General features: G+C 47.6%; 16 protein-coding genes and 1 tRNA gene. 9 read left to right on the top strand and 8 right to left on the bottom strand.

What is annotated here, in order from left to right; translation table 11 throughout:
• Positions 1–11: 11 nt before the first annotated feature.
• The 5 genes from pheS to thrS form a co-directional block, all read right to left on the bottom strand.
• The gene (gene pheS, locus D3795_RS03665) at positions 12–992 is read right to left on the bottom strand and encodes a phenylalanine--tRNA ligase subunit alpha (RefSeq protein ID WP_156266349.1); all 981 of its coding nucleotides are present in this window, start codon (positions 990–992) and stop codon (positions 12–14) included.
• 128 nt (positions 993–1120) lie between these two features.
• Complete coding sequence (gene rplT, locus D3795_RS03670; RefSeq protein WP_055437818.1) at positions 1121–1474, bottom strand: 50S ribosomal protein L20; 354 nt, start codon at positions 1472–1474, stop codon at positions 1121–1123.
• Between the two features lie 16 nt (positions 1475–1490).
• Positions 1491–1688, bottom strand: a complete 198-nt coding sequence (gene rpmI / locus D3795_RS03675) for a 50S ribosomal protein L35 (RefSeq protein ID WP_034729724.1) — start codon at positions 1686–1688, stop codon at positions 1491–1493.
• Positions 1689–1781: 93 nt separating this feature from the next.
• A complete protein-coding gene (infC, locus tag D3795_RS03680; protein ID WP_126758699.1) occupies positions 1782–2324 on the bottom strand; it encodes a translation initiation factor IF-3 in 543 nt (180 codons plus the stop codon).
• Between the two features lie 19 nt (positions 2325–2343).
• On the bottom strand, positions 2344–4260 hold the full coding sequence (gene thrS / locus D3795_RS03685; RefSeq protein ID WP_156266351.1) for a threonine--tRNA ligase: 1917 nt from the start codon (positions 4258–4260) through the stop codon (positions 2344–2346).
• 86 nt (positions 4261–4346) lie between these two features.
• Here thrS and D3795_RS03690 point away from each other — a divergent pair, with 86 nt between their 5' ends.
• Both D3795_RS03690 and D3795_RS03695 read left to right on the top strand, forming a co-directional pair.
• Complete coding sequence (locus tag D3795_RS03690; protein WP_156266353.1) at positions 4347–5252, top strand: DMT family transporter; 906 nt, start codon at positions 4347–4349, stop codon at positions 5250–5252.
• Between the two features lie 110 nt (positions 5253–5362).
• Entirely contained in the window at positions 5363–5572 is a 210-nt protein-coding gene (locus tag D3795_RS03695) for a CPXCG motif-containing cysteine-rich protein (protein WP_092854729.1), read from the top strand.
• On the opposite strand, the gene D3795_RS03700 is transcribed toward D3795_RS03695, so the two are convergent.
• On the bottom strand, positions 5569–6180 hold the full coding sequence (locus D3795_RS03700) for a riboflavin synthase subunit alpha (RefSeq protein ID WP_156266355.1): 612 nt from the start codon (positions 6178–6180) through the stop codon (positions 5569–5571). The genes D3795_RS03695 and D3795_RS03700 overlap by 4 nt on opposite strands.
• Before the next feature lie 24 nt (positions 6181–6204).
• Between D3795_RS03700 and D3795_RS03705 the strand changes: the two genes are divergently transcribed.
• From D3795_RS03705 to D3795_RS03720, 4 genes are all read left to right on the top strand, one after another.
• Positions 6205–7272, top strand: coding sequence for a DUF3080 family protein (locus D3795_RS03705; protein WP_156266357.1), 1068 nt, complete (start codon positions 6205–6207; stop codon positions 7270–7272).
• A gap of 106 nt (positions 7273–7378) precedes the next feature.
• Entirely contained in the window at positions 7379–7807 is a 429-nt protein-coding gene (locus D3795_RS03710) for a DUF6746 family protein (RefSeq protein WP_156266359.1), read from the top strand.
• Complete coding sequence (locus tag D3795_RS03715) at positions 7807–8643, top strand: AAA family ATPase (protein ID WP_156266361.1); 837 nt, start codon at positions 7807–7809, stop codon at positions 8641–8643. The genes D3795_RS03710 and D3795_RS03715 overlap by 1 nt, the downstream gene beginning before the upstream one ends.
• Positions 8644–8647: 4 nt before the next feature.
• A complete protein-coding gene (locus D3795_RS03720) occupies positions 8648–9859 on the top strand; it encodes a vWA domain-containing protein (RefSeq protein WP_156266363.1) in 1212 nt (403 codons plus the stop codon).
• Here the strand turns inward: D3795_RS03720 and D3795_RS03725 are convergent.
• Positions 9801–10250, bottom strand: coding sequence for an RrF2 family transcriptional regulator (locus tag D3795_RS03725; RefSeq protein ID WP_156266365.1), 450 nt, complete (start codon positions 10248–10250; stop codon positions 9801–9803). The two genes, D3795_RS03720 and D3795_RS03725, sit on opposite strands and share 59 nt — an antisense overlap.
• A 112-nt stretch (positions 10251–10362) precedes the next feature.
• Between D3795_RS03725 and D3795_RS03730 the strand changes: the two genes are divergently transcribed.
• Positions 10363–10596: a hypothetical protein gene (locus D3795_RS03730; RefSeq protein ID WP_156266367.1), complete on the top strand. Its 234-nt coding sequence runs from the start codon at positions 10363–10365 to the stop codon at positions 10594–10596.
• 9 nt (positions 10597–10605) lie between these two features.
• On the opposite strand, the gene D3795_RS03735 is transcribed toward D3795_RS03730, so the two are convergent.
• The gene (locus D3795_RS03735) at positions 10606–10884 is read right to left on the bottom strand and encodes a hypothetical protein (protein ID WP_216648966.1); all 279 of its coding nucleotides are present in this window, start codon (positions 10882–10884) and stop codon (positions 10606–10608) included.
• Between the two features lie 190 nt (positions 10885–11074).
• Here D3795_RS03735 and D3795_RS03740 point away from each other — a divergent pair, with 190 nt between their 5' ends.
• Positions 11075–12157 (top strand): cytochrome P450, encoded by a 1083-nt coding sequence (locus tag D3795_RS03740; protein WP_156266369.1) that lies wholly within the window; start codon positions 11075–11077, stop codon positions 12155–12157.
• Between the two features lie 46 nt (positions 12158–12203).
• A tRNA-Val gene (locus tag D3795_RS03745) sits at positions 12204–12280 on the top strand.
• Positions 12281–12331 lie beyond the last annotated feature (51 nt).

Consider the following 12331-nt stretch of genomic DNA (forward strand, 5'->3'; position numbering starts at 1 on the left):
TACCCGGCTAATTAGTTGAATTGTTTCAAGAAACGCACGTCATTTTCAAAAAATGCGCGCAAGTCATTGACGCCATAGCGGAGCATGGTTAAACGCTCAACGCCCATACCGAAGGCAAAGCCAGTATATTTTTCACTATCAATACCAACCGCTTGTAAAACACTTGGGTGAACCATGCCACAACCAAGTACTTCAAGCCATTTGCCATCTTTACGACGTACATCAACTTCTGCTGAAGGCTCAGTAAACGGGAAGTACGACGGACGGAATCGTACTTCGAGCTCTTCTTCAAAGAAGTTCACCAAAAAGTCTTCCAAAATACCCTTCAACTGCGTGAAGCTCACGTCAGTGTCTACCATCAAACCTTCCACCTGATGGAACATTGGTGTGTGCGTTTGATCGTAGTCATTCCGATACACGCGACCAGGCGAAATGATTCGCAGCGGCGGTTGCTCTTGTTCCATGGTACGAATTTGAACGCCTGAGGTTTGCGTACGTAACATGGTGGTTGGCGTGAAATAGAAGGTATCGTGATCAGCACGCGCTGGGTGATTCGCAGGAATATTCAGCGCATCAAAGTTATGGAAGTCATCTTCCACTTCAGGGCCTTCCACCTTACGAAAACCTAAATCACCAAAAAACGCTTCAATGCGCTGAATGGTTTTCGTCACTGGGTGAAAGCCACCAAGCTGAGCGCGACGCCCAGGCAAGCTCACGTCAATGCGTTCGGCTGCTAGTTTTTGTGCGAGCTCAGCTTGTTTTAATTCGTTGTTGCGTGCGTTAATTAACTCTTGCACACGTTGCTTGGCTTCGTTAATGGCTTGTCCTGCCGCAGGACGCTCTTCTGGGCTAAGTTTGCCTAAGCTTTTCAATTGCTCAGTTAATTGCCCTTTTTTGCCCATATATTCCACTCGAACAGCGTCGAGTTCTTGCGGGGTCGTTGCTTGTGCAACGGCTGCTTCGGCGGCAGCAACAATGTCAGATAACGCCATGATCGTCCTCAGTTATGACCCGTGCGGTTTCACGATGATTTTTCAAAACTAAATAAAGTGCTCAATGATACCGAAAAAGCACAAAAAAAGGGAGCAGTTACGCTCCCTTTTTCAACTTTTCAACCTGCTTACAGAGAGCCTTTCGCTTTCTCTACCAAGGCAGCAAAACCGTTTTGGTCATGAACTGCGATGTCAGCAAGGATTTTACGATCGATTTCTACAGATGCTTTTTTCAAGCCATTGATAAAGCGGCTGTAAGACAAACCGTTTTGACGCGCTGCAGCGTTGATACGAACAATCCACAATTGACGGAATTGACGTTTCTTCGCACGGCGGTCGCGGTATGCGTACTGACCTGCTTTGATAACTGCTTGCTTCGCTACGCGATAAACGCGTGAACGAGCACCATAATAACCTTTCGCCTGCTTCAGGACTTTCTTGTGACGCGCACGCGCGATCACACCACGTTTTACTCGTGCCATTTGCTATCTCCTTCCCTTACGCGAATGGTAACATACGCTGAACTAAGCCAACATCAGACTCGTGCACCATGCTTTTCGCACGTAGGTGACGCTTCCGCTTTGAGCTCTTTTTGGTCAGGATGTGACGCAAATGAGACTGTTTACATTTGAAGCCGCCTGAAGCGGTTTTCTTAAAGCGCTTAGATGCGCCTTTCTTGGATTTCATTTTCGGCATGAAAATTACTCCGCATTGTTAATTAAAAGTGTAACAGGGTGAGTTTGGTTCTTACTTGTTCAAGTAAAAAACCGCCCTACTTGTGAACCACAGTTACTTCTTAGCAGGGGCCAGAACCATAATCATCTGGCGACCCTCAGCACGTCTTGGGAACGATTCGCAAGTTGAAATTTCGGCTAGGTCATTCTTAATGCGCTCTAGCAGTTCGATACCCAACTCTTGATGTGCCATTTCCCGGCCACGGAAACGGATAGTGACTTTCGTTTTGTCACCTCCCTCCAGAAAGCGAGTCAGGTTGCGCAGTTTTACCTGATAATCGCCCTCGTCAGTTCCAGGACGGAATTTAACTTCCTTCACCTGAATCTGTTTCTGGTTTTTCTTTTGCTCTTTCGCGTTCTTAGCTTTCTCGTAGAGGAACTTACCATAATCCATCAGACGACAAACCGGTGGCTCCGCATTTGGGCTAATTTCCACCAGATCAACACCAGCCTCTTCGGCTGCAGTAAGAGCTTCTTGAATACCTACGACGCCAATCTGTTCACCTTCAACCCCAATGAGTCGTACTTCATTGACGCGAATTTCTTCGTTGATCCGATTTTTGTCACCAGCTTTCTGAGTTCTTTTTCCGCCTTTAATGGGTCATTCCTCCAGTCAATTAACTAATTTTGCGGCTGTTTACTTCGTCGCTGAGCTCGGCAATAAATTGCTGTAGCCCTTTAACACCATGGTCTTCACCACGACGAGTACGCACCGCAACCGCCTGGTTTTCGACTTCTTTATCGCCGACAACCAATAAGTATGGAACACGTTTTAGAGTGTGCTCGCGGATTTTAAAGCCTATTTTCTCATTTCTCAAGTCAGCAATGGCTCTAAATCCAAGTTTATTCAATTCTTTTACTGTTTTGATGGCATAATCGCGCTGATTATCCGTAATATTCATCACCACAACCTGCGTTGGCGCCAACCAAGTCGGGAAATATCCCGCATATTCTTCAATGATGATACCCATGAAGCGCTCAAGTGAGCCCAAAATAGCACGGTGAATCATCACCGGCGTGTGACGCTCGTTATCTTCGCCCACATAAGTCGCACCTAAACGACCTGGTAACGCGAAATCGAGCTGCACAGTACCGCACTGCCATGCACGACCTAAACAGTCATGCAGGGTAAATTCAATTTTCGGACCATAGAACGCGCCCTCACCTGGCAAGTATTCAAACTCGATGCCGTTGTTCTTCAACGCATCAGCCAACGCTTGCTCAGCATGATCCCAAGTGGCGTCATCGCCCAAACGCTTCTCTGGACGCGTTGATAGTTTCACCACAATGTTGTCGAAACCAAAGGTTTTATAGGTTTCGTACACCATTTTAATACAGCCACTTACTTCTTCTTGTACTTGTGCATCAGTACAGAAAATGTGCGCATCGTCTTGCGTGAAGCCACGTACACGCATCAAACCATGCAATGCACCTGACGGCTCATTCCGGTGACACGAGCCGAACTCGGCCATACGCAACGGTAAATCACGGTACGATTTCAACCCTTGGTTGAAAATCTGCACGTGCCCCGGACAGTTCATTGGCTTAATCGCGTATTCGCGATTTTCCGATGCGGTGGTAAACATCAGCTCTGAGAACTTCTCCCAGTGGCCAGAACGTTCCCACAGCACACGGTCCATCATCAACGGACCTTTGACTTCCTGATACTGATACTCGCGTAATTTCTCGCGAATAAAACGTTCAAGTTCTAAGAACACTGCCCAACCATTGTTGTGCCAGAACACCATGCCTGGTGCTTCTTCTTGCCAATGGAACAAGTCTTGCGTTTTACCAATTTTACGGTGATCGCGTTTTTCAGCTTCTTCTAAGCGCTGCAAATACGCTTTCAATTGTTTCTTGTCAGCCCACGCGGTGCCGTAAACACGCTGCAACATTTTGTTGTCAGATTTACCACGCCAGTATGCACCTGCCACCTTCATGATTTTGAAGTGCTGACAAAAACGCATGTTCGGCACGTGCGGTCCACGACACATGTCGACGTATTCTTCGTGATGATACAAACCCGGACGATCGTCGCGGCTAATATCATCATCTAAAATTTCAATTTTATACGGTTCATGGCGGCTCACGAACGTTTCACGGGCTTCAGCCCAGCTCACCTTCTTCTTCACCACATCGTATTCAGTTTTTGCCAGCTCAAGCATACGCTTTTCGAGCGCTTGCAAATCATCTGCAGTTAACGTGTGCTCCATATCAACGTCATAATAAAAACCGTTATCGATAACCGGACCAATCGCCATTTTTACATCTGGGAACATTTGCTTCAGGGCATGGCCTAGCAAATGCGCACAGCTGTGACGAATGATGTGTACACCATCGTCGTCTTTTGGCGTGATGATCTGAACAGTCGCATCATCGGTAATTAAGTCACAAGCGTCTGCCAATTCACCGTTTATACGCCCTGCCACAGTCGCTTTGGCTAAACCAGGGCCAATATCTTGGGCAACGTCGAGAATAGAAACAGGCTTGTCGAATGAACGTTTACTTCCGTCGGGGAGCGTTACTACAGGCATTATTTTCTGTCCTTTTTACAGTGGTGGCACCTACCAAGTGTCACTTGTTATTTTGAAAGGCCACACTATAGCGTATGATGCCCGCCATGGAAACCCTAACCGCCACAATCATTGGCCCTCTGGCCGCATTAACCGCTGCGTTATTCTGGGCGCTGGCGACCCTTTTATATAGCCAAGCCGGCAGTTATTTGTCGGCTGCTCAACTGAATCTGGTGAAAGGCATCGTCGCTTGCCCATTGTTGGTGCTGGCTGGTTGGTTTACCGGTCAGCTGTTAGCGATTGAAGGCAACCTTGCCACGTACCTGCTACTCGCGAGCGGCGTTATCGGTATAACGCTCGGTGATACCCTGTATTTCGCTGCATTGCGCCGGCTCGGGCCATGGCACACCATGTTATTGGAATACCTCGCGCCACCATTTGCAGCATTACTGGCTTGGCTACTGCTAGCGCAAGGCATGCGCTGGTTCGAAGTGGTTGCTGCTTTGGTCATTATTAGCGGTATTTTTGTGGTTATCAGTGAAAAACCGAAAAGTGCCGAGCGCGTGCAACTGAATATGAGCGGCGTTGCCGCTGGCGTTGGTGCCGCACTTTGCCAAGCCTTAGGCCTCGTCATGTCGTTTCATGCGTTGCAAGAATTTGAAATGAGCCCCCTAAATGCGGCGTTGCTGCGATTGCTTGCCGGCACCTTTGCGTTAACCATTGCCTTACTTCTTTTAAAACCCAGCTTGATTCAATCCACCCGCTCAGCGCTGCGGCATACGTCTATTCCATGGCTACTTGTGGCAATTGTCATGGGTACCTTTTTGGCCATTTGGTTACAGCAAACCGCCATTGCTTATATCAACCCAGGCCTTGCACAAACCTTGCTCGCCACAGCGCCGTTGTGGCTTATTCCCATTCAATGGTTTCGGGGCCAACCGTTATCAGCCCGAAGCATCTTCGGAGCACTTATTGCCGTAGGCGGCATCGCACTGTTATTTGGAATTCAATAAGTTAGGTTTTTCGTACGCACAATTGCGTTAAATTCGAGTGAACTTCCAAGCAAAATCTCAGTTCTAAGCCATACTCAAAGGTAGTTACTGAACAGCACTTGGAGGTATTCATGAACGCCGACAAACTGTATGACGCCGGCTTACGCTGCCCCTACTGCGGGCACCACGTTCACGTGAGTATTGACGCCTCAGCAGGCGATCAAGATTATCAAGATGAATGCCGCGCCTGCGGCGCCGACATTCACTTGTTAGTGAAACTCGATGAGGTTAACGATAAGATTTTTGTTCGCGTCGCGAGCGACGACGAAAATTTCTATTAATCTGCCGCCGCTGCGCGTTGATTCAACACCCGTTCTACGGTTTCAACAATGGTCATGGTTTGTTGATCAAATTCAAGATTGACAGTGTCAGCGTGTTCCAAATTGGTTAAACGCAGTGTTTCTGGAATTAAATGTAAGCTAAAACGGTTACTTTCAACCTGCCCAACCGTCAAACTCGCACCGTTGACACTGATAAAGCCCTTCGCCAATACATAAGGCTTGAACTGTTCAGGAAACTCAATCCAAAGCGCCAAGTTGTCAGTGCTCCGCTCACGTTTCACAATGGCGCCAGTGCAATGAATATGGCCTGACACATAATGCCCACCCATTTCATCGCCAACTTTTAGCGACCGCTCAAAGTTAACTTTATCACCCACAGCTAATCCACCAAGGTTGGTAAGCCGTAAGGTTTCATCAATAATGTCGAAATTCACAGTGGTTTCAGTAAATGCCACCACGGTTAAACAGCAACCGTTAATTGCAATACTCGCGCCAAGCGCCACGTTGTGCAAATGTTCAGGTGAAACTTCAACAGTCAGCTGGCGAAAGTTGTCGCGGTCGTGCAACTGGGCAACCGTTGCTTGAGTTTGTACAATTCCAGTAAACATACTTTCTCTTTTAAGGCTTTGTGAATGACACAGATTGTAACGCTAAAACAACGTATTGGCTACGCTGCAACAGCGAGCTTAACGATTATAGCTTTACTTGCATTAGCAGCCTGTAGCCCTGCTCCCAGCGGCTTGTCGCAGCTTCATGATTATCAGCAACGGGTTGCCAATACCTTGGCGCGTGACGCCATTTCATATCAACCACAACCGCCGCAACAAATTCCCGCGACGCGCGAGTTACGCCTCACCATTCCGCAACTGCAAATATCTTTGCTAGACTCCATGCGCCTTGACGCTTGCCGTGCAGGTACGCTTATTGCTGAACGCAACAGCTCACTCGGACGACTGACTAGCGGTGTGATGCGCTATTACCATGACCGACAGTTGCTCGATGCGTTATATGACTGCGCTGAGCAATTAAAAACGAGTGAGCCGGAGCTTGCGCAGCGCGTACTTGAACAAGCGAAAGCGAAGCAAACCATGATGCCATTATTACGGATGCAGGCGATTATCTCCGACGATAGTTTGAGCAATGCGTTGAGTACAGCAGACCGAGCCCTGCCTGCAGCCGAAGGCGCAAATTTTGCGCCGATACTTCAGGCACTCAATGTGGTGTTAAAAGTATTAAATAACGAATCTGAACTACCCGCAGAGAACCAGCTCGAACAAGCACTTGAAGCCCTCGACAAAAGCCCTTATTTAGGCCAATTGTGGCGGGCACTGTTTGATAACCAACAGTACCTACAACAACTCAACCCCCTGGTGTTAAATATAAGCGCTGAAGCTGGTTGCTTAAGTAAAGGCGTACCCGAACGAGCGCGTGTATTGCGACAGGTGTTTATTGCTCGCTTTAGCGGACCCGTCCAGCAGCATATTAGTGCCTTGGTGCGGCATGCTCAGCAACTTGATGACTATTTTGAAGCGTTGTATGCCGGTTCGGAACTACTACAGACCCAACCAGCACTAGTAACGTGGAATGACTATCTGCAGCATCTTGCCACATTGGATGATCAACTCGTTACAGAAACCCGTAACCACGTTGAATATTGGCAACAATTATTTACTGACTGTGAGTTTACGCCGGGCGCATAATTAGAGAAGAAGCAGGCACAAACAGTTGGCGACACCGACAAAAAATGGTAATTTGTTGATAACGATTCTCATTAACGAACCTGAATTTCGCTTTTAAGGAGCACCTATGAAACTTTTACCCATTGCTAGCGCTATTGCACTTTCTTTGGCATTCATCGCAACGCCTGTTGTCGCGCACGATCACGGCAAAAAAGATCATAAACACGAAGAGCAAGAGCGTCCTGACCATTACAAAGGCAAGCCGTCAGAAAACCTTGTTCAAGCACTGAACAACTTGCGCGAGTACAACAAGCTTTTGAATGCTGAACTGCAAGGCGAACTAACGCCGCAGAAAATGGCAGAAATTCATCAGTTAACCTATACCCTTGAGCGTGCGCTTGAGCGTCTTGACCATGAAGTGGATGAAATGAAAGAAGTGTTGGAAGAAGTTCATTTAGGCTCTGAGCGCATGGAACTGGATAAAGTGAAGAAAAATGGCGCGAAGTATCTCGAAGCCTCAAACAAGATTGTTGAAGCTGGCCGAGCGCACAAATAATGAGTTTTAAAAGTACCGACAGCTATATCGTGGCCGATGACCTCGGCCTTGCGGTAAACGCAGCAGTCACTCTTGAGAAGCCATTGCTCATAAAGGGCGAGCCCGGTACTGGTAAAACCCGACTGGCGGAAGAACTCGCCGCTAGTTTGGGCGCACCGTTGATTCGCTGGCAAATTAAATCGACAACCAAAGCGCAACAAGGCTTGTACGAGTATGATGCCGTGTCGCGGTTGCGCGATAGCCAGCTTGGTAGTGACAAAGTTCACGACATTGCCAACTACATTAAGCCGGGCAAATTGTGGCAAGCCTTTACTGCCGATGAGCGCCCAGTTTTGCTGATTGATGAAATTGATAAGGCGGACATTGAATTCCCGAATGACCTCTTACACGAGCTCGATCAGATGGAATTTCACGTGTATGAGACTGGCGAGCAAGTGCGCGCCGAACATCGCCCAATTGTCATCATCACCTCGAATAATGAAAAAGAACTGCCGGATGCATTCTTGCGCCGATGTTTCTTCCATTATATTAAGTTTCCGGATGCCGACACCTTGGCGCAAATTGTGCAGGTACACTACCCTGACATTCGCAAAGACTTGCTTAGCACCGCACTCGAAGTGTTCTTCGATTTACGCCAAGTACCGAGTCTGAAGAAAAAACCTTCTACTTCGGAGCTGATTGATTGGTTAAAGCTATTGCTAGCTGAAGACATCAAACCGGCCGAGCTTGCCAAAAGCAACGGCTTAATGCCGATGTTTGGTGCGTTGCTGAAAAACGAACAAGACGTGCAGTTGGTTGAGAAACTAGCATTTATGTCACGTCGCCAATCGTCATAACTCTATGCTCATTGAGTTTTTCTTATGCCTGCGCAAGCATGGCCTCAAAACCAGCCTCACCGAGCTCTTAGATTTGCTCGGTGCGCTGGAGCGCGGCGTGGTGTTTGGCAATGTGGATGACTTCTATACCCTCGCCCGCTTGGTGCTGGTGAAAGATGAAAGCCAATATGATCGCTTTGATCGTGCTTTTGCCGAGTACTTCGAAGGTGTTGAACAAGTGGACTTGGCCGCAGCTATTCCCGCCGATTGGTTGGAGCGTAGTTTGCAACGTCAGCTCAGCGAAGAAGATAAAGCAAAGCTGCAATCGCTCGGTGGGCTCGATGAGTTGTTAAAGACTTTTCGCGAGCGCTTAGCCGAGCAACAAAAGCGACACGCTGGCGGCAATAAATGGATTGGTACCGGCGGTACATCGCCTTTTGGCGCTTATGGTTACCACCCTGAAGGCATTCGTATTGGCCAAGATGGCAGCAACGCGCGACGCGCTGTGAAAGTATGGGATAAACGTGAATTTCGTGATCTCGATGGCGATGCCGAGTTGGCGAATCGAAACCTGCAATTGGCGCTACGCAAACTGCGCAAGTTTGCACGAACTGGCGCTGCCGAAGAACTCGATTTGAACGCCACCATTCGTGCTACCTCACAAAAGGGTGGGTTGCTTGACCTACAATGGCAGCCAGAGCGCCACAACGCAGTGAAAGTTTTGCTGTTGTTTGACGTGGGCGGCTCAATGGATGACTACATTTATGAGTGCGAACAGTTGTTTGCTGCTGCTCGCAACGAATTTAAACACCTTGAGTTTTTCTATTTTCACAATTGCGTGTACGAACATGTCTGGAAGGACAACAATCGGCGTTATGACGAGAAGTTACCACTGCTAGAGCTAATTAATCGCTATGGCCGTGATTACAAGCTGATATTTGTCGGCGATGCCACTATGGGACCGTACGAAATAGCCTACCCTGGCGGTAGTGTCGAACATTGGAATGAAGAGCCAGGTGCGGTATGGATGCAACGTTTGTTGCATCATTTCTCCGATGCGGCTTGGTTAAATCCTCAGCCAACCAGCCACTGGCGCTACTATCAATCGATTGATTTAATGCAGCAGTTGATGAGCCAGCGCATGTATCCGCTGACTCTAGACGGCATTAGCGCTGCCATTACGACGCTGTTGAAAAAATCTGTCGCAGCTGCGGCGCCTTCACCATCAAACTCTTAAGCGAATACTGGCTTAGGTAGTCATAAAACAACTCTTTACCACGTGCGACAATGCCTTTCAGTTCGCACGCTGGTAACGCTACGCAGTATGGATTTTCGCATTCAATCCATTTTTCATCGCCTTCAAGCTGGCGAATCACAAATGCCAGTGAGATATCTTCCGGTTTCTTCGCCAGTAAAAAGCCACCGTTCTTGCCACGACGCGTTTCAATCAGTTCTAGACGCCCTAAATGATGTACCACTTTATTCACATGATTGGCTGACAGACCAAAGGTGTCACAAATTTCACGAATGGTGGCTAGCTTTGGTTCGGTGCAGTTTCCATCTGCTTCAAAGCTCGCCAAATACATCAAAATGCGCAAGCCATAATCTGTATATTTTTTCAGCTGCATAGATTGTCCAAAAAGGTACATTTTCGAGGCATTATAGTATAGCAAACCTTGATCTTCATCAAACATACATTCATAATGCGCTTTATAAAAACATGCATTGGAGATGTATTTTATGAGTCAGCAACGTTCCGGTCATAAATTACTCAAGGGCGCTAACTTAGCTATGGTGATTTTCTTAGTCTTATTCTTAGTTGTCGCCTATTTAGCATGGGGTTTAGAGGCAGAGTTTCCATTGATGGTGATTGCCGTACTGCACTTCTTGCAAATACTGCTGGCAGGTTTATTCAAACTGTCTTACGTGGTGCGATTAATAGCGCAGCACCATTTAGGACAACCGCTGCGCTAGACGATTGCTTTAGTACCCTTCCATAGTGGCGAGGCCAATTCCGCCAACTAATGCAACGAAGGTGAATAGAACTAAAGCAACAACCATCCATATCAACATAGCGCGCGCCCAATTACGTTTGCTTAGCGGTGTTGAATGGCTAAATGCCCAAACGATTAACAAAATAAGGCCAACGAGCGGTATACCTGCTAAGAAGATCGATAGAAACCAATTTCCTGTACTTGTGTGCTCTTGATTGACGTACGGTGCAGCTTGGTTGTTTGGTGACGTTGTATTCGATTGTTCCATGGGTTTATCCCTGTTTTTATTATCATTTTTGAAAGATTAGTCGCAATTTTCATTGCGAATTTAAGCATAAGTCACAAATACAAATATGCAAATTAATTAATTTTGGGCAATTGGTTTGACCAAGCGCAAAGAATTTGTTGGCTAGCTTCATATACTAACATTCACATACATTTCAGATGTGGAGGTAGTCATGGCCGCCGTATTAACTCGTCATCATGATGTACTCGCTGCGCTTCATGCGCCTGAGCAATTTAGTAATAAGGTTTCCTCTCATTTAAACGTGCCAAATGGAATGGATGGTGCTGAGCACCAGGCTTATCGCGCTCTTATTGAGCCATTCTTTAGTAACGTTGTACTCACACAATTTCAGCCCAAATTGCAGGTCGTCATTGACGAATTGTTGGCTAATCTTGATGCGCATAACGATGTGGAAGTAATGGAGACGCTCGCTCACCCATTTGCATTGCGCGCGCAGTGTGCATTTATGGGCTGGCCGGTGGCGTTGGAGCAACGTTTGACTGACTGGATGGCTGCGCAGAACGCGGCTACTTTGGCGAAAGACCGCCCTACACTTCGAGCATTGGCCGACGAGTTTAGCGATATTGTTGTCGAACAATTCGAGCGCGCTCGTCGTGGTTTGACTGCTCCTGAATCTGTTACCGCACAGCTCACACAGTTGCGCTTAAACGGCGACCCCGTAGCTGATGACTATTTGGTAAGTATTGTTAGGAATTGGACTGTCGGTGAACTCGGCACCATTGCCGCCGCGGTTGGATCTATTGTTGGTTTTCTCGCACAAAACTCGGTTGTACAAAAGCAACTACGTGCAGCGCCAATGCATATCGACCATGCCATTGATGAAATATTGCGGCTTGGTGCGCCGTTGCTGACCAACCGCCGTCGCACCACCTGCCCTGTAGGCTTTGGTGACCAGTCGTTTGAAGCAGATACCACGGTAACCATTGATTGGCGTGCCGCGAATACCGACCCTGGCGTTTTTGCCGAACCACACCAGTTTAAATGGGATCGTGATCCTCATTTAAACCTACTCTATGGTGCGGGCGTTCATGTATGCCCAGGGAAGCCATTGGCACAGTTGGAGCTCAGGTTATTCACACAGAGCTTATTGAATAAATTCACCAAAATTGAATTGGGCACTCGGGCTTTCGAGCGTGCAGAGCCTCCGCGCGGCGGTTATCGCCAACTTTGGGTGAAACTTAGTCAATTGAACCACAGCAGCGCAAAAAGCACTTGCACCGCCGCATTGGAATGACTAATATAGCGCCCGTTCGCATTCGTGAACGTCAGCAATACAATGTGCGTCCGTAGCTCAGTTGGTTAGAGCACTACCTTGACATGGTAGGGGTCGGTAGTTCGAGTCTACTCGGACGCACCATCTTCTTGAAGTTCCAGAGCTCTTAGTTTCATTAAATTTTTGTCGATAAAT

Origin of the sequence: Pseudidiomarina andamanensis (assembly GCF_009734345.1) — a bacterium.
Lineage (GTDB): Bacteria > Pseudomonadota > Gammaproteobacteria > Enterobacterales > Alteromonadaceae > Pseudidiomarina > Pseudidiomarina andamanensis.

What these genes read in the sequence shown, in the direction of transcription:
- pheS (WP_156266349.1), bottom strand. Translation starts at nt 992, where the DNA reads ATGGCGTTATCTGACATTGTTGCTGCCGCCGAAGCAGCCGTTGCACAA.
- rplT (WP_055437818.1), bottom strand. Translation starts at nt 1,474, where the DNA reads ATGGCACGAGTAAAACGTGGTGTGATCGCGCGTGCGCGTCACAAGAAA.
- rpmI (WP_034729724.1), bottom strand. Translation starts at nt 1,688, where the DNA reads ATGCCGAAAATGAAATCCAAGAAAGGCGCATCTAAGCGCTTTAAGAAA.
- thrS (WP_156266351.1), bottom strand. Translation starts at nt 4,260, where the DNA reads ATGCCTGTAGTAACGCTCCCCGACGGAAGTAAACGTTCATTCGACAAG.
- D3795_RS03690 (WP_156266353.1), top strand. Translation starts at nt 4,347, where the DNA reads ATGGAAACCCTAACCGCCACAATCATTGGCCCTCTGGCCGCATTAACC.
- D3795_RS03695 (WP_092854729.1), top strand. Translation starts at nt 5,363, where the DNA reads ATGAACGCCGACAAACTGTATGACGCCGGCTTACGCTGCCCCTACTGC.
- D3795_RS03700 (WP_156266355.1), bottom strand. Translation starts at nt 6,180, where the DNA reads ATGTTTACTGGAATTGTACAAACTCAAGCAACGGTTGCCCAGTTGCAC.
- D3795_RS03705 (WP_156266357.1), top strand. Translation starts at nt 6,205, where the DNA reads ATGACACAGATTGTAACGCTAAAACAACGTATTGGCTACGCTGCAACA.
- D3795_RS03710 (WP_156266359.1), top strand. Translation starts at nt 7,379, where the DNA reads ATGAAACTTTTACCCATTGCTAGCGCTATTGCACTTTCTTTGGCATTC.
- D3795_RS03715 (WP_156266361.1), top strand. Translation starts at nt 7,807, where the DNA reads ATGAGTTTTAAAAGTACCGACAGCTATATCGTGGCCGATGACCTCGGC.
- D3795_RS03720 (WP_156266363.1), top strand. Translation starts at nt 8,648, where the DNA reads ATGCTCATTGAGTTTTTCTTATGCCTGCGCAAGCATGGCCTCAAAACC.
- D3795_RS03725 (WP_156266365.1), bottom strand. Translation starts at nt 10,250, where the DNA reads ATGCAGCTGAAAAAATATACAGATTATGGCTTGCGCATTTTGATGTAT.
- D3795_RS03730 (WP_156266367.1), top strand. Translation starts at nt 10,363, where the DNA reads ATGAGTCAGCAACGTTCCGGTCATAAATTACTCAAGGGCGCTAACTTA.
- D3795_RS03735 (WP_216648966.1), bottom strand. Translation starts at nt 10,884, where the DNA reads ATGGAACAATCGAATACAACGTCACCAAACAACCAAGCTGCACCGTAC.
- D3795_RS03740 (WP_156266369.1), top strand. Translation starts at nt 11,075, where the DNA reads ATGGCCGCCGTATTAACTCGTCATCATGATGTACTCGCTGCGCTTCAT.